We start from the raw sequence: 18,750 nt of genomic DNA, 5'->3' as shown, positions 1-18,750 counted from the left end.
CCATGGGTTCGCGCATCGTCACCCTGCAACGCCAGGCCCGAGAACTCGGCCGCCTGCGCACCGGATACACCGACGGGAAACGCCCCGTCCGCTCGCGGACGTGGATCGTGTCCTCGCATGCCGAGCACTACGTCACCGCCGCCGCCGAGGCGTGGGGCGGCACCGTGGAGAAGTGGCAGCCCCTCGGCACCGGTGCACCCCAGTACCGGGTGTTCACCGAGGCGGAGACCATCGACGCGCTCATGCCGCCCGGTGACCCGCTGACTCAGTACAACGAGCTGTGGTCCGGCGGCGGTTGCCAGCGCCGGTGCGACGGCGAGCGGGAGCGCCTCTCCGGCAACCCGTGCATGTGCCTGGCGCAGTTCGGCGAGGACTGGCACCAACAGCCCAAGGGCCGTGTCTGCGCCGCTACTTCGCGGCTCAACGTGATCCTCCCGGACATGCCTGACGTCGGTGTCTGGCGGGCCGAGACCCACTCGTTCTACGCCGCGAACGAGTGGGGTGGGACCGTCGACATGGTGCTCTCCGGCACCGGCGGCCAGGGCATGGTGCCCGTCGCCCTGCGCATCGAGCCCCGCCAGCGGATCGCAGGCGGGCAGACGAAGAAGTTCCCCGTAGTAGTCGTGGAGATCCGCGGCATCACCACCCGGCAGGCGCTTACCGGGCCGCTGCCCACAGCTCTCGCCCTCGACCCGTCCGGCAGCCGTGCCGTGGCCGCGATCGAGGCGCCGCGCCCCGACTACCTGGCGCTGGCCGAGGGGGCGCTGAACTCCGACGACGTCCGCGACGTGTGGCGCCAGGCCAGCCGGGCCGGGCACGTCGGCCCCAAGGGCACGGACCAGCTCTCCAAGGACCTCATGGCCATCGCCGCCCGCAAGGACATCGAGGCGACCACGGACGCGGACGGAGAGTCCGGATGGGCGTCGGAGGCCACGGAGCAGTCGCCGGACGAGGACGGGGTGGTGGACGGCGAGGTCGTCGACGACGAGGAGCAAGCAGCCGGGTGGCCGGCCGCCGCCCTGCCTGGATCGGGGGCCCGCGCATGAACTGGCACCTCGGCCGCATGTGCGGCTTCGACCTGGAGACCACCGGCATCGACGTCGAGGCGGACCGCATCGTCACCGCCTGCGTCGTCCAGTGCGGCGGCCAACACCCCACCCAGTCCGCGACCTGGCTCGCCGACCCTGGAGTGGACATCCCCGACGGTGCCGCGAAGGTCCACGGCATCACCACCGAGCAGGCCCGCGCCGAAGGTCAGCCCGCCGGGCAGGTCGTGGAGCAAGTGGTGGCCGCGCTCGTGCAGGTCGTGCTCTCGGGAATCCCGATCGTCGCGATGAACGCTGCGTACGACCTCACTCTCCTCGACCGCGAGGCGCGACGGCACAAGGTGATGCCGCTGGCCGACCGCGTCGGCGACGACCTCCGCGTCATCGACCCGCGTGTCCTGGACAAGGCCGTCGACCGGTACCGGCGCGGCGGTCGGAAGCTCGAAGACCTCTGCCGCACCTACAACGTCCGGCTCGACGGCGCGCACTCTGCGGACGCCGACGCGATCGCCGCGTGCCGGGTGGCGTGGCGGATCGCCTCGGCCAAGCCGCAGATCGGCGGCCAGAGCCTCGACGAAGTCCACGTCGCACAGGTCGGTTGGGCGCGCGAGCAGGCCGAGGGGCTGGCCGCGTACTTCCGCAAGACGCCCGGCAAAGAGCACCAGGCCGACGGTGTGCGCACCGAGTGGCCGTTCATCCCGCACCAGGCTGGAGGCAACTGATGTTCAGCACACGAACCCGTCGCATCGCTGAGCTGGAGGCCCGAGTCGAGCGCCTCGTCGAACAGCGCGACACCGAGAAGGCGCACCGCATTGCCGCCGTCTCCAGCATGTCGACGGTTGCCGGGCACGCCGACCTCGACGCCCGCCGGTACACCACCGTGCTGTCGCGCTACCAGCAGCGCCTGGCCCGCCTCGCGTACGCGGTCGTACACCTCCGCCGCCAACTGGCCGCCGCCGAACGCGACCTGGCTACCGCCGGGCGCCGGGCGGACAAGGTCAAGGACGGTGCCGCGTGACGACCTTGTTCGACACGACTCCTGCGGCCGGGCTGTCCCCCCGCCCGGCCGCAGGGCCCAACCCCCTCGTCATCGGCATCGACCCCAGCCTCACCGGACTCGGCATCGCCGGAGCCGACTGGGCAGACGCCCTCCGACCGAAGCAGCGCACCGGCCACGACCGGCTCGCCTGGCTCCTCAACGAGGTCACCGACCGCACCAAGCTGGCCGACCTCGTCGTCATCGAAGGCCCGGCGTACGGGCAGCAGTTGCAGGCCGGACACCACGAGCGCGCCGGGTTGTGGTGGCTGATCACTCACGGGCTGCACCGTCGTGGCATCCCGTACGCCGTAGCCAACCCGCACCTACGGACGATCTACGCCACCGGCGTCGCCAACCCGGCCAAGGACCACCCCGCGAACAAGCGGGCCCGGGTCGCGAAGGGCATGGTCCACACCTTCGTCGTCGAGGAACTCGGCATCTGGTGCGAAGGCGCCGGCCGGTACGACGCCGCAGATGCTGCGGTGTTCGCTGCGATGGGCCTCGACTGGCTCGGCTACCCGACGGTCTCGGTACCACCTCAGCAACGTCGTGCGCTGGCCACAGTGCACTGGCCCGAGACGGTTCCGGTGGTGGCTCGATGAAGAACTGGCGCAACAACGCCGCCTGCATCAACCGCGGCGACACCATGTACCCCAACCCCACCGACTACGCCGCCATCCGCACGGCACGTGACCTGTGCGCCACCTGCCCCGTCCGAACCCTCTGCCTCGCCGACGCAATGGCCGCCGAGGACAACGCCAACAGGGACAACCGGCACGGCATTTACGGCGGACTGACCAGCGGCGAACGCTACGGCCTGTGGTTCCGGTCGCTGCCGAAGGAAGAGCAGCAGCGGCTCAAGAAGACCGCGGCCAAACGCAAGGCACGGAGGAAGAAGCGCAGCCCCGCGCAGAAGGCGCAGTTCGCCGCAGCACGGGAGAAGCGCGCGGGGGCGGCCAGGTCGCTGAACCCCTGCGGGACGGACACCGCCTACAACCGGCACGTCCGCAACAAGGAGCCGATCGACGAGGCGTGCCGCGAGGCACACCGGATCGAGGCAGCCCGGTACCGCAACACCGGCAGCCGCAAGGCCGCTGAGTGCGGCACGAACTCCGGCTATGCGAAGCACCTCCGCGACAAGACGGAGATCTGCGAGCCGTGCCGTCAGGCGCACCGAGACGCAGACCGGCGACTGCGGAACACCGGTACCACGAAGGCCGCCGCGTGAACGCCTACCCCCTGCCCGACGGCAGGCAGATCACCGGAGCCCTCACCACCCGCTTCGGCCGCCAAGACCGTACCGGCCGGTGGGTCGAGCAACCCGCCGCCAAGTACGAGTGCCTGATCTGCGAGACCACCGAGATCGTCACCGGCGCCCACGCGGTCATCGCGTTCGGCCAGACCATCCGCCACACCCACCCGGCCACCTGCCCGGGACAGCCCACCCACCAAGGAGCACACGCCGCATGACCCTCCACATCGACGCAGACGTCAAGGTCGACTCCAAGGTCCTCACCGACGTCGCCGAAGCCCTGGAACCGTACGCCACCCAGATGTTCAAGCAGCGCGCCGGCCGGTGGATGGCCGTCGTCGAGCTGTCTCACGTCGAGCGCACCGAGCCCGGTCCGGAGGAGGACAAGGCGCCCTCCGTGAAGGTGCGCATCACCTCCATCGAGGTTGCCGGGGACGAGATCAGCGGCGGCCGACTCCGCGGCCTCCAGCGGGAGATGTACGACCGGCGCACCAGCGGCGGCACGTTGTTCGAGTCCGAGCAGCGGAGCGCCTGATGGGCGGGGCGCGCAGGTCGGGCGGCGACGACTCCCGTTGCCCGGCCTGCCGCGCCCCCACCCTCACCCAACTTGTCGGCCACACCGCCGCGTTAACCGTGACCGCCGACCTCCGGCCGCTCACTCCGACCGAGCAGGCCGCCACGGCCACACCGAACCGGCTCATCTGGTGCCTCTACCAAGCGGGCCCCCACACCCCGCCCCGCCTCCGCTGGACCGGCACCTGGCACCCCACCAACTGCCCCCACCCCCACGTCACCGACCACCGGTGTCCGCCGGCCGAACCCACCACCCTTTTCTGATCGGAGCCGTACCTGTGGAGAACGTCCGCCACATGAACCCGCGCGACCAGGCGGACCCGCACGGCCCCGAACACATCGACGCCGAGCGGTACGTCCTCGGCGACTGCGCAGCCAACCCCCGGCACATCAAGACCATCCGCGACAGCAAGTTCAAGGGCGAGTACTTCAGCCAGCCCGCCCACGAACTGATCTGGACCGTGCTCGGTGAACTCGCGGACGCCGGAACCCCCATCACGGCCACGTCCCTCCTCCTCGCCCTGGACAAGCGCGACGAGACCCAGCGGGCGGGCGGCGCCGCCTACGTCACCAGCCTCTTCGCGTACATCAGCGGCGACCCCCTCTACTACGTGGAAGCCGTCCGCGCCCGCGCCCAACTCCGCGAGGACGCAGACCTCGGCCACAAGATCGCCCAGTACGCCGCCCGCCCCGACGCCGAGCCCGGCGCAGTCACCACGTTCATCGACGAGTACCTGGAGCGGAAAGCCAAGCGCACCGCCGCCCAGACCGAAGCACCCACAGACACCCTCCTGGACTGGAACGCCTTCTTCGCCACCGACTTCGGCGCCGTCGAGCTCCTCCCCGGACGACTCCTCGCCCCCGGCCAGCAGATCACCGTGGTCGGCGAAGGCAAGGCCGGCAAGAGCCTGTTCGTCCAGGAGTGGATGTGGCGCATGGCCACCGGGCAACCCGTCCTCGGCGACCGCCCACAGTCCCCCGTGTCCGTCCTGTACGTCGACGCGGAGAACGGCCACCAGGACATCCAGGAACGCATGGTGTCCTACGGCGGCGGCCCCGGACGTATGGGCCTCCTCTCCTACGCCAGCTTCCCGCCCATCCGCCCCCTCGACACCGCAGGCGGCGGCGCAGACTTCCTCGCCATGGTCAAGGAGTGCGAGGCCCAAGTGGTCTGCCTCGACACGGTGTCGCGCTTCATCAGCGGCCCGGAGAACGACGCGGACACCTGGCTCGCGTTGTACCGCCACACCCTCCTCCCTCTGAAGCGCGCCGGTATCGCGTCCGTACGCCTCGACCACATGGGCAAGGACGGCGAGCGCGGCGCCCGCGGCTCCTCCGCCAAGACCCAGGACGTCGACCACGTCTGGGAGTTGCGTGCCCAGGGCGGCGGCAGCCTCCTCCTGAAGCGCACCCACACCCGTACCGGCATCGGCCCCGACGTGTTCCATCTCGTCCGCCACGCGCACAAGGACGGCGACCGCTACGCCCCCGGCCGCACCCGCCACGTGATCGCCGCGTACGAGCACCAGGAGCAGAACATCCCGGGCACGGTCGAGCACATCATCACCGCCCTCGACGGTGCTGGCGTTCCCAACGACGCGGGCAACCGGGTCGTGCGAGAGAAGCTCGCCGAGCTCCGACTGCCCGGCGGAAACAGCAAGATCGCTGAGGCTGTACGACGCCGCAAAGCCCGGTCCGAAAAGCCCGGTTTCGACGTTTCCCCAGAGCGTTCCCCGAGCGGTTCCCAGCAGCGTTTCCCGGAAACGTTTCCCGGAACGGACCCCGGAACAGACAAAACCGCAGGTCAAACGTTTCCCGGAAACGTAGCGGGAACGCCCGGAACGCCCCCCGTTCCCCCCGTTCCCCCCTCGGAGAGGGGGGACGGGAGGGGAACGCAGGAACAGGCATCCCTAGAACCCCCCCTCTGCACCGTCTGCCACACCCCCCTCCACGGCTACCGAGCCGACCGCGGATACGACACCTGCCTCCCCTGCGACACCACCACCGGCAGCCACCCACACGACGCAGCCTGATCGCGGTCATCCGGTTCCCGCCGGCCCCGCGCGCCACGAGAAGGAGATCCACATGCCCGACCACCCGTACACCGACGAGGACCTCCGCACCGAGGCCGCCAAGCAGCTCGCCACGCTCGCCGAGGATCCCGAGTTCATGTGCATCGGCGAGCGCATGGAAGGCAGCCCGATCGAGAGCACCGAAGACGGCACCTGGGGCCAGCTCGACCGCGAGGACTTCAACGCGGCGCAGCGCTCCATCGGCGACCTCATCACCGATGCGGCCGACGTGTCCGAGTGGGCCGTGAACCTCGGCGCCGATGACCTTGTCCCGTCCGACGAACACCAGCTCACCCTCGACGGCGACAACCGGCCGATCGTCCGCGTCCATTTCGCTTTCGAGCGAAACATGCCTGACGAGATGAAGAACGCCCTTGTAACCGGCCTCGCACAGTCCATCGCCGAAGCGCTGTGATCCGACACTCCTAACCCGCCCGCCCTGTGGGGCCGGCCACCACGGCGGCCCCACCTCACCGCATATCCGAGGAGCAGCAGTGACCCAAGTCCCCGTACCCGCCCCCAAGATCGGCGCCCGTCTCACCGACCCCGGCCGAGGCGAACACCTCTGGATCATCACCACCGCGCACAAGGCGAGCGACGCCATGATCCGCGCCCTCAACCGCGGCGAGACCCCGGACACCGGACTCCTCGACCACGAGAGCCTCCTCACCCTCGAAGGCCCCGGCTGCTTCAAGTGCGAGGAGCCGTACAGCCGTTACCTCGCACACCGGAAGTGCACCGGCTCGATGGAGGTCCAGTCATGACCGAGCAGCCCCGCCGCTTCCGCCTTCTCCGCCACCGCGACGTCACCGACGTCTCCGGCACCGGCTTCGTCGCCGACGGCATCCGCTGGCGCGACGGCACCGCATCTGTGATCTGGCTCAGCGACCGCCCCAGCATCGCGTTCTGGTACCGCATCGGCGAAGGCATGACCGACGCCGAATGGGTCCACTCCCACGGCGGCGGCCCGGACACCACCGTCGTGTGGACCGACGAGGAGGCGTCGGCGAAGACACCGCCCGCCATCGTCCACGCCTGCCCCAGGCCCGACGACAACGGCACGGGCCTGTCCACCGAGGAAACCCCGGCCGAGACCGACGAGGAGCGCGCGGACCGAGAGGAGACCGAACGCGACCACACCGCCGGTGATCACACGCACTGCGGGATCACCTGCGAGGTCCAGATGCCGACCGAGCAGCTCCGGAACTTCGTCATCGCGAAGGGCTACCCGGGCACCGCGGGCGCGCTCGACGAACTGCTCCGCCGCGCAGCCGCACCGCCGGCGCCCGCTGCCGACCGGGCCGACCTCCGCGACCGCATCGCCGACGCCTTGGCCGACGCGGACGAATGGAAGTGGGCGGAGGGGTACGACAAGACGCAGAGCCCCGCCTATCAGGAGTTCATGCGCCAGGCCGACGCGGTGCTGGCCGTGCTCCCCGCAACCGTCAACCAGGCCACCGTGCTCCGCGCAGCCGCCGACCACCTCGACGACTCCGACCGGCTGCGTCACCACACCGATGACCACATGGGTGACGTGAACGCAGCCGCAGACGAACTGCGCCGCCTGGCCGACGAGATCGAGGGGAGCACCTCGTGACCGAGACCACTGACGCCCGAGGCATCCCCATCAAGCCCGGCTCCACCGTCGTCTACGGGTTCAGCGTCGGCCGGTCCGTCGCCCTGGCCGAAGGCATGACCGAGGAGAAGGGCGGCCGCCTCTCCGTGACCCCATCAGGTCGCGTCTGGGTGCGCATCGTCCGACGCTCCTACAGCAGCGGCACCGAACAGCGCGTCCACGTCGCCGCAGACCGCCTCGTCGTCGTCGACGCCCTGCCCGCCAGCCCTCAGCCGACTCAGGTCGAAGGCAACGTCGCCAAGTGGGAGGAGCAGCGCGACCGCTACCGAGAGCGGCTGAACGCCCTTGCCGAGGGCGGCCCGTTGATCGAGTGGGAGGAGCGGTACCCGCGTGAGGAGGTCGTCCGCGACTACCGCCAGTGGCTAGCGCGCGCGGAGAAGGACCTCGCCGAGGCTGCCGAGGGGGACGCCTCGTGACCGCGCTGCTGATCGGCGCCGAGATCTGGCTCGTGGCCGCCATGCTCTGCGGCCACTTCATGTACCCGCCCTGGAGGCGCCGATGAACACCGCCCTCACCGCCTTGATCTGGGCCGCCATCGGAGCCCTCGCGATCTGGGCCGCCGGCGCAGCACTCGCCCTGTACCTGATCTGGAAGGAACGCCGCTGATGACCCGCTACGCCCGTACGCAGCTCCTCCTCGGCGTGCTCACCGCCGGCGCGGCCACCTCATCCGTCGTGTTCATCCGCCACGGCCTGTGGTGGCACACCGGGTTCACAACGTTCGTGGCGCTGCTCCTCGCCGATGCAGCCGCCCGCAACGCCTGGCACCACCGACGCAACGTCAGACGCCTCTCTGCGGCCCTGGAATGCGCCACCCGACCCCAAGACACCAACCACGCCCCGTACGACCCGTGCTGCGCCATGTGGGCTGCCTCCCGCACCGTCCACTCCGGGACCTGCGGCATCGACACCCTCATGCGCAACCTCAACACCGTCTGCTGCGAACTCTGGTGGACGTCCGTCGGTACCACCCACGACCCCCAATGCCCCGCCCGAGCCCGGAAGGACCGAGCAGCATGACCGAGCCCACCACCGAGCAGCTGCTCCACCTCATCGACCGCGCCGCCGACGGACGACTTCTCCCCGACGAAGCCGAGCAGCTCCGAGCCGGCATCGCGCAGTTCGCCGCTCGGGCGACACGAGGCGGACTGCGTCTCCTTGCCGCAGCACAGTTGGCCGCCGACGAGCGCGACCGCTCGTACGCCGCAGAGCAGCGCGCCGACCGCGCCGAGTCCCAGCACTCCGACGCCTGCCAGACCATCGCCGCCATGCACGCCGCCGCCATCGGCCACACCGGCGACGGACCTGCGCGCGGAGTGATCGAGGACGTCGAGGACGTACGGCTCCGCGCCGAGCAGGCCGAGGCCGCCGTCGCCCGCATCCGCGCACTCCACTACGTCACCACGACCTACGGCGAACAGGTCTGCGTCGAGTGCTGCTCGCACGACGAGTACGGCAACGCCCTCATCGGATGGCCCTGCAACACGCTCACCGCCCTCGCCGAGCCCACCCCGGCAGGGACCGAAGGGACCAACTCCCGGAAGTACCAAGTCGATCCCGACCCTGACGTGTGCCGCTGCACCTGGGGAACGCGCTGCACCACCTGCACGGCCGACGACACCACCACGGAGGACTGACCCATGCAGGACGCCCGAGTACGCGAGATCCTCCGCCCCCACCGCGACGGCGGCCCCATCAGCCGCCTCTACGCCACTGGCGAGATCACCGAGAGCACCCTCGACGCCCTCGGGGTGCTCGCCGCCCTCCTTGAAGACGAGGGCCGACACCCCGAGGGCGACCAGATCGACGACGTCTTCCGCTACGCACGGGATGCAGGGGATCGCCCGCCCGTGCGGCGGTGGATCACCAGCCACTGACCCCGAACACACAGCAGGGGCGCGCCTCTTGTCTCCCCAGACCAGGCACGCCCCAACGGTGATCGTCAGCCTACGCCCGGCACGCCTCCTGGAGCGCACGATGACCACCACCCGCGCCGCCCTCCACCTCCTCACCCTCCGCTGGAACGACCTCACCGACAGCCTCACCCCCGGCACCAGCCGCGCCTGGTACGGCGTCGGCATCCGCCACCACCTCGCCGACACCCGCGACCCCGACGACCTCGACGGCGTTCCGCTCCGCAGCCTGGAACGGAACCCGGCACAGATCGGGCAGCGGCCCACCCCGATCGACCTTGCGGTGTTCGCCGCCATGCAGGAGATCACCGCCGTACTGTGCGAGGCCGCCGACGTCACCGCCTCCCGCATCCAGCTCTCGCCGATGGTCGCCGCACCCCACGGCCTCGCCCTCCCCCCGGGCAAGGCCGCCCGCCGGCGCGCCGAGGCAGAACGTGACGCAGCCGACCCGCGGCGCTGGCCGATCGGATCCCGTTCCCCGCTGCTCACTGCAGAGACCGCCCTCGCCTGGCTCACCGCGCGCGCGACCGGGTCCCCCGGCCCGTTCCGGCTCCTCGACGAGGCAGACCACGAGATCCTCCGCGGCTACGTACGCACCTGCCTATGGCAGGCAGAGCAGGCCCTCGACCGAGGTGTTCACGCAGGGCTCACCCTCGTCATCCCGTGCCCCCGATGCGGTGGCCAGGTGACCATGCGGGGCGCCCGCGCGTCCTGCTCGGGCTGCCGGTCACAGTGGACAGACAGCGGGAGCGCAGCGGCGTGAGTGCGCCCTACCCCCAGTCCACGAAACCCGGCAGGGTAAGCACACCGACCACCGCCAGGGGAGACCAGGATGACGGACGTCTACGACGCGATCATCGCCGAAGAGCAGCGCACTTGGACCGGGCCGGAAGCGACGGCCGCGCCCATCCACTCGATGATGTTCCAGGGGCCGGACGAATGCGAGCTGATGAGCCTGGACGTGCCCGGCGTGCTGCCGATCCCCGCTGAGGGAGACGTGATCCTCGTGCACTGGCAGAAGGTGACGGTGGTCTCGGTCTCCACGCACTACGGCCGCGAGGACGACGGGCATCCGCACCTCCACACGACCGTACGGGTCACGGCCCCCTAGGACGGCAGACGGCGGGCAATCCTCGACCGCAGCTCGGCCGCCGCCGGATGCTGCCCCTCGTCCAGCTCGGCGAGGAGCAGCAGCACGGCCCGCGCCTCCGGCTCGGAGAGCAGCGGAAGACGCAGCTCGGCGTCGCCGGATTCGGGAGTGAGAAGAGCGTGAGCGGTCGTCATGTCGTTCATGCCCCGCCAACGCCTCGGCGGTCCGGCCGGTCACGCCCACCCCTGCGTGTGCGGCGGGGCCATCGAGGTGTACGGCGGGGCCGGGGCTACCCCGGTGGCACGTTGCACCGGGTGCGGGGCGATCTGGTCCGAGCGGGGCGTGATCGCCGCCTAGGCCGGGAAGCGTCGGATGATCCACGACTTCAGCTCAACCTTCGCCGGGTTCTACTCCTCGTCCAGCTCGACCAGACCATCACCACGGCGCACGCCTCCTAATCGGAGGCCAGGGGACGCAGCTCGGCGGCGTCCCACACGGTAGGGGGACGTCAGCCGTTAGAAGAGTCACGCAGGGCTTTGATCTGCCGCACCACGATCGCTGCTCCCGCCACAAAGGCCAGGGCTGTTTCCTCAGTGGGGGCCTTCGGTGGGGACGTCAGGTGCTCACCGAAGGACCCGAACCCGTCAGTCCCGTGAATCATGCACCCATCGTCTATTAGGCGATCCGCATTTTTGCTGACCATTAACCACCGCCCGTCACCAGAGATCTGAGCGATTCGCTTACCACTCGTCACGTATGACGGGGAACCAAATCGATTCTCTACTCCGTACTGGGCTACAGCAGCGTCCATTTCGGCCTGCAATTCACGGACTGCACCATCTACGGCTTTATAGTGTGGCGACTCTAACGCTTTGTGGCCGTACCAGTATTTGAACCCCCCCAGCATCTTGAGCTTCGGGACCCGGATGGGGATCATGAGGGCCTTCATCTCCTGTTCCCGCCGCTTCCTTTCTTCTTCCCCTCGCTCTCGTTCTTCTCGCTCCCGCATCTCCACTTGCGCAGCCCGCTGACTCCTTCGGGAGTCGAGCGCGACTACCCACCCGATGATCAATACTGCTCCCGAAAGAACGTAAGCCTCCGTCCCGTCCGGGAACTCAAAGAGGCTCGTAGCAATATTGACGACCGCCCCAGAAATTACCGGGGTAAGGGCTATGCCCACTGCCACTGACCGACGAAACTGCCTATTCACGTCTCCCCCTTGGCATGCCACGCGAACCCTTCACTACTCGCCGCCCCGCGCAGGCGTCTTCCCCCTACCCGACCTAGAACATCAACAGTCGCCAACTCCCCCGCAACCGCCCATGACGACCGCCCTAGCGCCACGCATCTACGACGGCGGCGGCCTAGACCCGCGCTCGCCGACGCCCCACCCGTAGTCGTGCGCTGCGGCTCCCCGCCACTCGATCAACGCCGTGCCGCTGGCCACCAAGTCCTCGGCATCCTCAACCCCGGCCAGGCGGAGCAACTCCGCGAGGTCGCCGTCGCTGTACGCCATACCCAGGATCTGGCTGTCCGCGGTGACCCGCCGGCCGCCCTCGCCCTTCGGTGCGTGCACGATGATCGGCGATCCGGACATACCCCCACCGTTACCCCGGAACGGCTAAAGCGCATCCGGACGACAAATCGACCAAGATGCCAATTCCATGGAAACAGCAGAATCCGTCGGGATACACTCAACCGCCTCAACCGCCAGATACTACAAATGGAGTTTCGCGTGCGCAAAATACTGATGGTCGCAGCTTTGTGTCTTGCCTCGATAGGGTTGACCGCTGGCCCGGCCAGCGCCTCCGGGTCTGGGATTATCGCCACTCAAGGCTACTGCCTGACCCCCAAGGGAGGAAGTCAGGCGAATGGCACCATCATCACCTTGTGGCCATGCTACAACTCCAAGACTGAGTGGGTGTCCTCAAACTACAGGATAGTCCTCAAGGGCAGCGCGAATCAGTGCATTACCCCCTACGGCAACAGCCTCGCAAACGGCACCGTACTTACACTTTGGGAATGCAACGAAGAAGCAAGCTCCCAGCAGTTCAATTCTGTGGGGGGCTACAGCATACGTCGCCTCAATACAGATAAGTGTATTACCGCTAAGGGAAACTCAATCAACAGTGGAGTTTACGCGACCCTGTGGACCTGCACTGCTGGCGCAAATTCACAGGGTTTCTACACGCACAATTGGACCATTGATTAACGAATATTCCAGAAGACGCCCCCGCCCCACCGGCGAATTCGAGGGGTTGTTTGCAACGCAGACTCAATCAGAGTATGGCCACACTCCCCCCAGGTCCTATCGAATGGAGAACTAAGGTGCGAAAAGCATTCACGCTGGCTGCCATGATTTTGGCCGCATTCGCCCTAAACACAGCGCCCGCCTCGGCGGTAGATCCGGGCATAATTGCTGCTGGCAGCGGAAATTACGCTTGCCTGACACCTAAGGGAAATTCATCCGCGAACGGCACTGTCCTCACCGTATGGGAGTGCACTGGAAACTCAAGTCAACAGTTCTTTAGCAATCAAGGCATGCTCGTGCATTACGATTCCCAGAAGTGCATTACCCCCTCCGGGGGAAGGATTGAAAATGGCGCCACACTAACACTGTGGGACTGTGCCCCATACGGAAACTCAAGAGCGCAATTTTTCGACGAATACGCACATGGTATCGCGGTGCACAATTCTGATCAATGCTTCACCGGAAAAGGAAACTCTCTCAGAAGTGGGACCGTCGTAACATTGTGGCAATGCAAAGGTGAATACGCTCAAAATTTTCGCTACATGTTCTGACCCCATGGCGTTCCGCGCATAACTAGGTACACCAAAAGAGCCCCGCCTAAATATCAGGCGGGGCTCTTTTGGTGTACGCCTACGGGAACTCTAATCAAACCAGTTCGAGAAAAGTGCAGCCAACTCTCTGAAATTCAATCCCAGCACGGCCAACGTCGCAGGCTCCGTCCGCGTGCTACGCCTCTGGCTCGACCGGCGACGGCAACGGCTCGAAGAAGTTACGTCGCCCTCCCAGTGCCGCCCGAACCCCAGCCCCTGTGACTAGGCCGTGGCGTTCGGTGCTGTGGATATTGTGAGCAGGCGCTTCACTTCGCAGCGCGCGACGCTCTTCTACTGCCGCCTCCCGTCGGCTGTCGAACCAGACCACCTTGAACGACGCAACGCACGACCACCAGGCATGCTGGTCCGCGTGCGACGCCCAGCGACTCATCGGGTTACGCCCCATTCCGACGTACAAGAGCCGTTCACTGCCGTCGTACAGCCAGTACACGGCCGTCTCGTCCGTTCCCTTACGCTGTGCGCCCGGGTGAATCATCGGGCCCTGCGTCGATTCCTGCATCGGTCTCCTTCGACTTCCGCTTCGCGGGTCCGTCGGTGGCGCCGTCGATGATCTGGCGTACGCGTCCGAATGAGATGCCGAGCAGTTCGCCGATCTTGCGATACGACATGCCGCTGCCGTGCAACTCCTTGACCGCCTGCTGCCGCATTCCACGCACGCGAGCGTGCGTGTCGGGCCAGCCGTCAAGCAGCTGGGTAAGCCGCCGAGCCCTGCCCGCCGCATCCCCGTCCGTGCCTAGCGCATCGATTGAATCGAGCACCTTCCGCACCTCCTCGTCCGTCACGCCCACTCCGCTCATTCGGGAGCGCGGCCTTCCCCGACCTCACTGTGTAGGGTACCCTGCACAGCAGTTGGTTGGAAGCTACGCCCACCAGCCACAACAGAACGGCCCCGGCCGGCGCTTGCGACGCCATGTGGCCGGGGCCAGTCACGCACCTGATGAGACCAGGGGAATGACCATGAGCGATCGTACTTGGACCACCCAGCCCGATGAAGGGCTCCGCCGCGCGCAGCACGCCGACAACACCGCCCGCATCCGGACGATCCTCCGCGACGTCGCCGCCCGCACCGCCCGCACCAGCCCCGGCGCACCGATGACCGATCAGGTCCGCCACGTCGTCGTCCAGCTCGCCGTGTGGAACGCCCACGGCATCTACAACGCGGTCTCCGTCGGCCACGACATCCTCCGCGCCCTGACCGCGCTCCGGAGCGTCCCCCTGACCGGGACGCGCGCCGAGTACGCCGTACGGCTCCGCCTCCACCTCGGCGCGGTGAGCGTCTGATGGCCGACCACAGCAAAGCCCCCACGGATCGCAGTGAAGACGAGGCGCGCCCGCATCCCGAGCTGCCCATCCGCCGCCCCGGAGGCTCCCTGTGACCACGGACTGGACGGCTGTCGCCGACACCCTCGGCCGGGTCGCTGACGGCCTGGACCGCATGCCCCACCTCGACCCCGACGCAGCCGTACGCCTCGTCGTCTGGGGCCACCCGGAAACGCCCTACCCCGGAGACGACGCCCCCGGCGCAGCGCTCTTCGACCAGGTGTCGTCCTTGATCGAGTGCGCGACGGGCTGGCAGGGCAACGGCATCGCCGACGTCCCCGTGGCCGATGCGATCACCGCGGCACGGTCCGAGGCCGCCCGCATTCGCTCGTTCGGCTAACCCCACCGGCCGGGCCACTGCCGCAGTGGCCCGGCCCCACCTTCGCCCCGGAGCTGCACCGTGAACCGCTTCATCTGGTGGGCCGCCCTCGCCGTCATCGGCACCGCAGCCGCCGCCATGACCGCCTGGTCTCTCTACGTCGTCGCCCACGACATCTACGGCGTCCCCGCGCAGCTGGCCGTCCTCACCGCCGCCGTGTTCGACGGCGCCGCAATCGCCTGCCTCTTCCTCGCCAACGAGGCAGCGAAGGAGGGGCGTTCCGCGCTCGGCCCGCACCTCGCAACGCTCGCTCTGTCCGGGGTGTCCGTCTACCTCAACCGCCTCCACGCGCTCCACATCGACGGCGGCCTCGGCGCCACCCTCCTCTTCGCCGCACCCACCATCGCCCTGCTCCTCGTCGCCGGACTCGCGTGGTCCGCCGTCCGGGCCCGCCGCCGCACGGCCGCCGGTGAACGACCGGTCACCCTGCCCCGGTACGGGGTATGGGGCTGGCTCCTCGCCCGCGAGGAAGCGTGGGACGCCACCAAGGCGCGGGCAGTCGCCCACGTCACCACCAGCACGGACCCGATCCGGACCGAATCCGGACCGCGTCCGCAACGCCCCCGGAGCGCGTCCGCCGCACTGCGCGAGCACTTCACCGGCATGGACCCGGCCGACGCAATCCACTTCGCCCACGCCGCGAAGCCGGGCACCCCGCCGGCCGAACTCGCCGCCGAGCTCACGTCGTACGGCGTCCACGTCTCCGCCGTGCAGGTCGCACTCGTCCTCGGCCACAAGCCCGCACACGTCCGGATCGACCGCCCGTCCCCGTCCGGACTCGCTCCGGACCCGGCGCGCCCTGGTGCAGTCGTACCGCCTGTGACCAGTGCGGACCCCGATCCGGATCGATCCGGACCCGTACCGACGAACGTCCTCGAAGCCGTGAAGCTCCTCGCCGCCCGAGGCATCACCGACGAGGTCGAGGCGACCGCCGAGGCGTCCCGCATCCTCGGGCGCCCCGTGCGTGAGGACACCGTCCGCAAGTACCTCGCGACCAAAGCGAAGCCGCAGCCCAAGGCCGATCCGGAGCAGATGGAAGGCGGCTACAACTGATGATCCTCGCCCTGATCATCTTCCCGATGCTCGCCATCCTCGGCGCACTCGGCGTCCTCCTCAGCCTCCCCCGCGCCGAGATCCCCCAGTACGTCCTCGTCGCAGCCCGCTTCGTCGCCGTCGCGACCGCCACCACCGGCTGCGTCTGCGCCGGCCTCTCCTGGCTGGGCTGGTGACCATGCCCGAGACCTCGCTCCGTGACCTCGCCGACGCCTGGCACGCCGTCACCCTCCTCGGCCTCACCAGCCCACAAGCCGCCATCGCGACCGACGCGCTGACGCTGCTCCTCGCCGGGCTCGCCATCCGCCGCGGCCACCACCGCACCGCCGCCACCCTCACCGCCGCATGCACCGCGGCCACCCTGTGGAGCCACACGTGATCTACCTCGCCCTCGGCGCCGGGCTCCTCGCCCTGATCTTCGCCCTCATCACCCGCTCACAGAAGCGGCGCGACACCGCGATCAGCGCCGCCCTCATCGCCCTGCTGATCGCCCTGATCTTCGGGAGCCAGTGGTGACCGACGAGCCCATCACTCCGACCCGGATCATCCCCGCCGGGGAACCTCTGCCCGTCCCACCGGAGCCACCCGTACCGCCTCCACCGCCGGAGTGGCACCTCGCCGAACCCGACCCGGTACCGCCCCCGGCCGCCCCGCCAGCCGTACCGCCGCCTCCCAGTGAGATCCACTTCCACAACCACTACGTCTTCACCAACGTGCCCGTCGTTCTCGACGAGCCGGAGCCCGGTCCCGCCTGGTGGGTGCGCTGCCGCCCCTTCTACAACCTGGCCTGCATCCTGATCGGTTCGCCGATCACCACCTGGTGGGCCGACGTCCTCGGCTCCGCCCGCGATGAGGCCGGACTCGCCGGGGCGTGGGTGATTGCCCTCATCCCGGTCGCCATCCTCGTGTTCGCCGACCAGGTCTACCGGGTCGCCGCCGCCGGGGCCGCCGAGGAGCTGTGGCTCCCCAAGGCGAAGGCCGCCGTCACACGCACCCTCCTGTGGTCCGCGCTCATCGCTACGGCCGTGGCCCTGCCCGCGCTCACCGTCGTCTACGTCCTGACGGGAGTACGCCCGTGATCGTCAACCTCGCCGTCGGTATCGGCGACATGACCAGCGCCACCGTCACCACCGCCGGACTCGTCCTGGGTATCGGGCTGTTCGCCGCCGAACACCTCACCTGGTGGCGCGGAGGAGGCGGTGGAGCAGCAGCGGCCGGAGGTGCTCCCGGCGGCAAGGCGAAGGACCCGAAGGAGCTGCTGCCCTTCTGGACCGGCATCACCTCCGGGACCCTCATGGTGGGCTGCCCCGCAGGCATCCTCGGCTACCTCGCCGGATTTCTGCGCTGGGGCGGCAACGGGCTCGGAGGGCTCATCCAGAACTGGATGACCGGCACCACCGCCCCCTCCATCGCGACGGCCGCCGCACCCAAGCTCGACGGCTACGGCGCGATCATCGTCACTGCGGCCGTCATCGTGCTGTTCCTGATGCGCAAGAAGTTCCCGAAGCCCAACAAGTCCCGCTTCAGGAAGGGCGTGCTCGTCGGTGTCCTCCTCGCCCTCGGCACCGGCCTCTTCGCGATCATCAGCGACCTGGTCATCCCCGGGGCGAACTCGCTCGGCGAGTGGGCCCTCTCCTCGATCGTCACCTTCGATCTCGGGAACCTCGTATGACGACCGCCCAGTGGCTCCGAGCCGCCTGCCAACGCATCGGACGCGGCTCCGGCTACCTCTGCTGGTCCCTCGGCCACCGAAGCGCCACGACCGTCCGTCGGTGGGCCGGCGGAATCCGTGGCTGGCTCGGCGCGGCCAGCGGGTGGGAGTGGTGCCTTCGCGCCGGGATCCTGCTCGTCCTCGCGCTTGTCGCGCGCAAGATCGGCGGTGGGCTCCTCGGGGCGCTGGCGCAGCACTCAGACCGGTCCGCCTGGCTCCTCTGGCCCGCCACCGTCGTGTGGTGCATCGCCGCCTACCGCACCCACGACCGACCCCGCGTCCTACCCACCCCGCCGCCGGCCAAGAGCACCGACGAGGACGCACTCGCCTCGCCTGAGGGCGACGAGGAAGAGACGTCCCCCCGCCCGACCTTCGCCGACCTCATCGCCACCGCGCAGAAGGTCGGCACCCCCCACGTCCACATCGCCGTTCTCGCGAAAGAGCTCGGCACCACCACGGCCGCCGTCCGCGAGCGGCTCACCGCCTCCGGTGTCCCCATCGAGCCGGTGCGGATGAAGGGGCACGGCAGCAGCACGGGCGTCCGGCACGAGGACATCGCACCCCACTACCCCACCCCCTCGCCCCCTTCTGACGGTGTTGTTGACGCAGGTCAAGAGACCAACAACAACGACAACAACACCCAGGGGCTCCGCGTGACCCGCACCGCGGAAGGGGCTCAGATCACCGTCGAAAACCTCGGCGAGCACCACCACAACACGGTGCCTCGCACCGCCTCACCCAACGCAGAGAGCAGGCATTCATGACCAAGTACTACGACGACAACGGCTTCGAGGACCTCAGCTAC

33 protein-coding genes are annotated in these 18,750 nt (G+C 68.8%); 29 read left to right on the top strand and 4 right to left on the bottom strand.

The annotated features are described in order from the left end of the window. Window positions 1-2 precede the first annotated feature (2 nt). From ACZ5PB_RS18850 to ACZ5PB_RS18765, 18 genes are all read left to right on the top strand, one after another. The gene (locus ACZ5PB_RS18850) at window positions 3-1,046 is read left to right on the top strand and encodes a recombination directionality factor (protein ID WP_468692467.1); all 1,044 of its coding nucleotides are present in this window, start codon (window positions 3-5) and stop codon (window positions 1,044-1,046) included. Continuing rightward, a complete protein-coding gene (locus ACZ5PB_RS18845) occupies window positions 1,043-1,768 on the top strand; it encodes an exonuclease domain-containing protein (RefSeq protein ID WP_468692465.1) in 726 nt (241 codons plus the stop codon). The genes ACZ5PB_RS18850 and ACZ5PB_RS18845 overlap by 4 nt, the downstream gene beginning before the upstream one ends. Next, window positions 1,768-2,064: a hypothetical protein gene (locus ACZ5PB_RS18840; RefSeq protein ID WP_468692464.1), complete on the top strand. Its 297-nt coding sequence runs from the start codon at window positions 1,768-1,770 to the stop codon at window positions 2,062-2,064. Before ACZ5PB_RS18845 ends, ACZ5PB_RS18840 begins: the two co-directional genes overlap by 1 nt. Beyond that, window positions 2,061-2,687, top strand: coding sequence for a hypothetical protein (locus ACZ5PB_RS18835; RefSeq protein WP_468692462.1), 627 nt, complete (start codon window positions 2,061-2,063; stop codon window positions 2,685-2,687). The genes ACZ5PB_RS18840 and ACZ5PB_RS18835 overlap by 4 nt, the downstream gene beginning before the upstream one ends. Beyond that, window positions 2,684-3,313 (top strand): WhiB family transcriptional regulator, encoded by a 630-nt coding sequence (locus tag ACZ5PB_RS18830; protein ID WP_468692460.1) that lies wholly within the window; start codon window positions 2,684-2,686, stop codon window positions 3,311-3,313. Before ACZ5PB_RS18835 ends, ACZ5PB_RS18830 begins: the two co-directional genes overlap by 4 nt. Further along, window positions 3,310-3,555 (top strand): hypothetical protein, encoded by a 246-nt coding sequence (locus ACZ5PB_RS18825; protein ID WP_468692458.1) that lies wholly within the window; start codon window positions 3,310-3,312, stop codon window positions 3,553-3,555. The genes ACZ5PB_RS18830 and ACZ5PB_RS18825 overlap by 4 nt, the downstream gene beginning before the upstream one ends. After that, window positions 3,552-3,872 carry a hypothetical protein gene (locus tag ACZ5PB_RS18820; protein WP_468692457.1) on the top strand — a complete coding sequence of 107 codons (321 nt, stop codon included), beginning with the start codon at window positions 3,552-3,554 and terminating at the stop codon, window positions 3,870-3,872. Before ACZ5PB_RS18825 ends, ACZ5PB_RS18820 begins: the two co-directional genes overlap by 4 nt. Continuing rightward, window positions 3,872-4,174, top strand: a complete 303-nt coding sequence (locus tag ACZ5PB_RS18815; RefSeq protein WP_468692454.1) for a hypothetical protein — start codon at window positions 3,872-3,874, stop codon at window positions 4,172-4,174. The genes ACZ5PB_RS18820 and ACZ5PB_RS18815 overlap by 1 nt, the downstream gene beginning before the upstream one ends. A gap of 32 nt (window positions 4,175-4,206) precedes the next feature. Further along, complete coding sequence (locus ACZ5PB_RS18810; protein ID WP_468692453.1) at window positions 4,207-5,943, top strand: AAA family ATPase; 1,737 nt, start codon at window positions 4,207-4,209, stop codon at window positions 5,941-5,943. Window positions 5,944-5,995: 52 nt separating this feature from the next. Further along, entirely contained in the window at window positions 5,996-6,397 is a 402-nt protein-coding gene (locus ACZ5PB_RS18805; protein WP_468692451.1) for a hypothetical protein, read from the top strand. A 79-nt stretch (window positions 6,398-6,476) separates the two neighbouring features. Next, window positions 6,477-6,746: a hypothetical protein gene (locus tag ACZ5PB_RS18800; RefSeq protein WP_468692449.1), complete on the top strand. Its 270-nt coding sequence runs from the start codon at window positions 6,477-6,479 to the stop codon at window positions 6,744-6,746. Continuing rightward, window positions 6,743-7,579, top strand: a complete 837-nt coding sequence (locus tag ACZ5PB_RS18795; RefSeq protein WP_468692448.1) for a hypothetical protein — start codon at window positions 6,743-6,745, stop codon at window positions 7,577-7,579. Before ACZ5PB_RS18800 ends, ACZ5PB_RS18795 begins: the two co-directional genes overlap by 4 nt. Beyond that, window positions 7,576-8,034 carry a hypothetical protein gene (locus ACZ5PB_RS18790; protein ID WP_468692446.1) on the top strand — a complete coding sequence of 153 codons (459 nt, stop codon included), beginning with the start codon at window positions 7,576-7,578 and terminating at the stop codon, window positions 8,032-8,034. The genes ACZ5PB_RS18795 and ACZ5PB_RS18790 overlap by 4 nt, the downstream gene beginning before the upstream one ends. Window positions 8,035-8,223: 189 nt before the next feature. Then, window positions 8,224-8,637, top strand: coding sequence for a hypothetical protein (locus ACZ5PB_RS18785; RefSeq protein WP_468692444.1), 414 nt, complete (start codon window positions 8,224-8,226; stop codon window positions 8,635-8,637). Next, a complete protein-coding gene (locus tag ACZ5PB_RS18780) occupies window positions 8,634-9,254 on the top strand; it encodes a hypothetical protein (RefSeq protein ID WP_468692443.1) in 621 nt (206 codons plus the stop codon). The genes ACZ5PB_RS18785 and ACZ5PB_RS18780 overlap by 4 nt, the downstream gene beginning before the upstream one ends. 3 nt (window positions 9,255-9,257) lie before the next feature. Beyond that, the gene (locus ACZ5PB_RS18775) at window positions 9,258-9,494 is read left to right on the top strand and encodes a hypothetical protein (RefSeq protein ID WP_468692441.1); all 237 of its coding nucleotides are present in this window, start codon (window positions 9,258-9,260) and stop codon (window positions 9,492-9,494) included. Between the two features lie 100 nt (window positions 9,495-9,594). Beyond that, complete coding sequence (locus ACZ5PB_RS18770) at window positions 9,595-10,293, top strand: hypothetical protein (protein ID WP_468692440.1); 699 nt, start codon at window positions 9,595-9,597, stop codon at window positions 10,291-10,293. 69 nt (window positions 10,294-10,362) lie between these two features. Next, on the top strand, window positions 10,363-10,641 hold the full coding sequence (locus ACZ5PB_RS18765) for a hypothetical protein (protein WP_468692438.1): 279 nt from the start codon (window positions 10,363-10,365) through the stop codon (window positions 10,639-10,641). On the opposite strand, the gene ACZ5PB_RS18760 is transcribed toward ACZ5PB_RS18765, so the two are convergent. The 3 genes from ACZ5PB_RS18760 to ACZ5PB_RS18750 all read right to left on the bottom strand — a co-directional run bounded on the left by ACZ5PB_RS18760 (window position 10,638) and on the right by ACZ5PB_RS18750 (window position 12,217). Beyond that, window positions 10,638-10,823, bottom strand: a complete 186-nt coding sequence (locus tag ACZ5PB_RS18760) for a hypothetical protein (RefSeq protein ID WP_468692436.1) — start codon at window positions 10,821-10,823, stop codon at window positions 10,638-10,640. The two genes, ACZ5PB_RS18765 and ACZ5PB_RS18760, sit on opposite strands and share 4 nt — an antisense overlap. Window positions 10,824-11,128: 305 nt before the next feature. Continuing rightward, window positions 11,129-11,806 (bottom strand): hypothetical protein, encoded by a 678-nt coding sequence (locus ACZ5PB_RS18755; RefSeq protein ID WP_468692435.1) that lies wholly within the window; start codon window positions 11,804-11,806, stop codon window positions 11,129-11,131. A 162-nt stretch (window positions 11,807-11,968) separates the two neighbouring features. Beyond that, window positions 11,969-12,217 (bottom strand): hypothetical protein, encoded by a 249-nt coding sequence (locus tag ACZ5PB_RS18750; RefSeq protein ID WP_468692434.1) that lies wholly within the window; start codon window positions 12,215-12,217, stop codon window positions 11,969-11,971. A 138-nt stretch (window positions 12,218-12,355) separates the two neighbouring features. Between ACZ5PB_RS18750 and ACZ5PB_RS18745 the strand changes: the two genes are divergently transcribed. Together ACZ5PB_RS18745 and ACZ5PB_RS18740 are read left to right on the top strand one after the other, a co-directional pair. Continuing rightward, on the top strand, window positions 12,356-12,832 hold the full coding sequence (locus tag ACZ5PB_RS18745; RefSeq protein ID WP_468692432.1) for an RICIN domain-containing protein: 477 nt from the start codon (window positions 12,356-12,358) through the stop codon (window positions 12,830-12,832). 74 nt (window positions 12,833-12,906) lie between these two features. After that, window positions 12,907-13,422, top strand: coding sequence for an RICIN domain-containing protein (locus tag ACZ5PB_RS18740; protein WP_468692431.1), 516 nt, complete (start codon window positions 12,907-12,909; stop codon window positions 13,420-13,422). A 509-nt stretch (window positions 13,423-13,931) separates the two neighbouring features. Here ACZ5PB_RS18740 and ACZ5PB_RS18735 read toward each other — a convergent pair. Beyond that, window positions 13,932-14,264, bottom strand: coding sequence for a helix-turn-helix domain-containing protein (locus ACZ5PB_RS18735; RefSeq protein WP_468692430.1), 333 nt, complete (start codon window positions 14,262-14,264; stop codon window positions 13,932-13,934). Between the two features lie 175 nt (window positions 14,265-14,439). On the opposite strand from ACZ5PB_RS18735, the gene ACZ5PB_RS18730 reads away from it, so the two are divergent. The 9 genes from ACZ5PB_RS18730 (at window position 14,440) to ACZ5PB_RS18690 (ending at window position 18,709) form a co-directional block, all read left to right on the top strand. Continuing rightward, a complete protein-coding gene (locus ACZ5PB_RS18730; protein WP_468692428.1) occupies window positions 14,440-14,763 on the top strand; it encodes a hypothetical protein in 324 nt (107 codons plus the stop codon). Between the two features lie 91 nt (window positions 14,764-14,854). Next, window positions 14,855-15,142 (top strand): hypothetical protein, encoded by a 288-nt coding sequence (locus ACZ5PB_RS18725; RefSeq protein WP_468692427.1) that lies wholly within the window; start codon window positions 14,855-14,857, stop codon window positions 15,140-15,142. Window positions 15,143-15,202: 60 nt separating this feature from the next. Beyond that, window positions 15,203-16,234 (top strand): hypothetical protein, encoded by a 1,032-nt coding sequence (locus ACZ5PB_RS18720; RefSeq protein ID WP_468692426.1) that lies wholly within the window; start codon window positions 15,203-15,205, stop codon window positions 16,232-16,234. Continuing rightward, entirely contained in the window at window positions 16,234-16,410 is a 177-nt protein-coding gene (locus ACZ5PB_RS18715; RefSeq protein WP_468692424.1) for a hypothetical protein, read from the top strand. Before ACZ5PB_RS18720 ends, ACZ5PB_RS18715 begins: the two co-directional genes overlap by 1 nt. Before the next feature lie 2 nt (window positions 16,411-16,412). Continuing rightward, entirely contained in the window at window positions 16,413-16,613 is a 201-nt protein-coding gene (locus tag ACZ5PB_RS18710; RefSeq protein WP_468692422.1) for a hypothetical protein, read from the top strand. Further along, on the top strand, window positions 16,610-16,750 hold the full coding sequence (locus ACZ5PB_RS18705; protein ID WP_468692421.1) for a hypothetical protein: 141 nt from the start codon (window positions 16,610-16,612) through the stop codon (window positions 16,748-16,750). The genes ACZ5PB_RS18710 and ACZ5PB_RS18705 overlap by 4 nt, the downstream gene beginning before the upstream one ends. Further along, complete coding sequence (locus ACZ5PB_RS18700; RefSeq protein WP_468692419.1) at window positions 16,747-17,313, top strand: hypothetical protein; 567 nt, start codon at window positions 16,747-16,749, stop codon at window positions 17,311-17,313. Before ACZ5PB_RS18705 ends, ACZ5PB_RS18700 begins: the two co-directional genes overlap by 4 nt. Further along, the gene (locus ACZ5PB_RS18695; RefSeq protein WP_468692418.1) at window positions 17,310-17,906 is read left to right on the top strand and encodes a hypothetical protein; all 597 of its coding nucleotides are present in this window, start codon (window positions 17,310-17,312) and stop codon (window positions 17,904-17,906) included. Before ACZ5PB_RS18700 ends, ACZ5PB_RS18695 begins: the two co-directional genes overlap by 4 nt. Then, complete coding sequence (locus ACZ5PB_RS18690; protein ID WP_468692416.1) at window positions 17,903-18,709, top strand: hypothetical protein; 807 nt, start codon at window positions 17,903-17,905, stop codon at window positions 18,707-18,709. Before ACZ5PB_RS18695 ends, ACZ5PB_RS18690 begins: the two co-directional genes overlap by 4 nt. Window positions 18,710-18,750: the final 41 nt, after the last annotated feature.

It is taken from the genome of Streptomyces sp. NPDC032721, assembly GCF_055579625.1.
Note: the sequence above shows the minus strand (reverse complement) of the source record. Positions and strands in the feature narration are given on the sequence as shown.

What these genes read in the sequence shown, in the direction of transcription:
- ACZ5PB_RS18840 (WP_468692464.1), top strand. Translation starts at nt 1,768, where the DNA reads ATGTTCAGCACACGAACCCGTCGCATCGCTGAGCTGGAGGCCCGAGTC.
- ACZ5PB_RS18780 (WP_468692443.1), top strand. Translation starts at nt 8,634, where the DNA reads ATGACCGAGCCCACCACCGAGCAGCTGCTCCACCTCATCGACCGCGCC.
- ACZ5PB_RS18795 (WP_468692448.1), top strand. Translation starts at nt 6,743, where the DNA reads ATGACCGAGCAGCCCCGCCGCTTCCGCCTTCTCCGCCACCGCGACGTC.
- ACZ5PB_RS18690 (WP_468692416.1), top strand. Translation starts at nt 17,903, where the DNA reads ATGACGACCGCCCAGTGGCTCCGAGCCGCCTGCCAACGCATCGGACGC.
- ACZ5PB_RS18750 (WP_468692434.1), bottom strand. Translation starts at nt 12,217, where the DNA reads ATGTCCGGATCGCCGATCATCGTGCACGCACCGAAGGGCGAGGGCGGC.
- ACZ5PB_RS18710 (WP_468692422.1), top strand. Translation starts at nt 16,413, where the DNA reads ATGCCCGAGACCTCGCTCCGTGACCTCGCCGACGCCTGGCACGCCGTC.
- ACZ5PB_RS18760 (WP_468692436.1), bottom strand. Translation starts at nt 10,823, where the DNA reads ATGAACGACATGACGACCGCTCACGCTCTTCTCACTCCCGAATCCGGC.
- ACZ5PB_RS18845 (WP_468692465.1), top strand. Translation starts at nt 1,043, where the DNA reads ATGAACTGGCACCTCGGCCGCATGTGCGGCTTCGACCTGGAGACCACC.
- ACZ5PB_RS18810 (WP_468692453.1), top strand. Translation starts at nt 4,207, where the DNA reads ATGAACCCGCGCGACCAGGCGGACCCGCACGGCCCCGAACACATCGAC.
- ACZ5PB_RS18805 (WP_468692451.1), top strand. Translation starts at nt 5,996, where the DNA reads ATGCCCGACCACCCGTACACCGACGAGGACCTCCGCACCGAGGCCGCC.
- ACZ5PB_RS18830 (WP_468692460.1), top strand. Translation starts at nt 2,684, where the DNA reads ATGAAGAACTGGCGCAACAACGCCGCCTGCATCAACCGCGGCGACACC.
- ACZ5PB_RS18730 (WP_468692428.1), top strand. Translation starts at nt 14,440, where the DNA reads ATGAGCGATCGTACTTGGACCACCCAGCCCGATGAAGGGCTCCGCCGC.
- ACZ5PB_RS18715 (WP_468692424.1), top strand. Translation starts at nt 16,234, where the DNA reads ATGATCCTCGCCCTGATCATCTTCCCGATGCTCGCCATCCTCGGCGCA.
- ACZ5PB_RS18815 (WP_468692454.1), top strand. Translation starts at nt 3,872, where the DNA reads ATGGGCGGGGCGCGCAGGTCGGGCGGCGACGACTCCCGTTGCCCGGCC.
- ACZ5PB_RS18820 (WP_468692457.1), top strand. Translation starts at nt 3,552, where the DNA reads ATGACCCTCCACATCGACGCAGACGTCAAGGTCGACTCCAAGGTCCTC.
- ACZ5PB_RS18850 (WP_468692467.1), top strand. Translation starts at nt 3, where the DNA reads ATGGGTTCGCGCATCGTCACCCTGCAACGCCAGGCCCGAGAACTCGGC.
- ACZ5PB_RS18765 (WP_468692438.1), top strand. Translation starts at nt 10,363, where the DNA reads ATGACGGACGTCTACGACGCGATCATCGCCGAAGAGCAGCGCACTTGG.
- ACZ5PB_RS18785 (WP_468692444.1), top strand. Translation starts at nt 8,224, where the DNA reads ATGACCCGCTACGCCCGTACGCAGCTCCTCCTCGGCGTGCTCACCGCC.
- ACZ5PB_RS18770 (WP_468692440.1), top strand. Translation starts at nt 9,595, where the DNA reads ATGACCACCACCCGCGCCGCCCTCCACCTCCTCACCCTCCGCTGGAAC.
- ACZ5PB_RS18740 (WP_468692431.1), top strand. Translation starts at nt 12,907, where the DNA reads ATGGCCACACTCCCCCCAGGTCCTATCGAATGGAGAACTAAGGTGCGA.
- ACZ5PB_RS18775 (WP_468692441.1), top strand. Translation starts at nt 9,258, where the DNA reads ATGCAGGACGCCCGAGTACGCGAGATCCTCCGCCCCCACCGCGACGGC.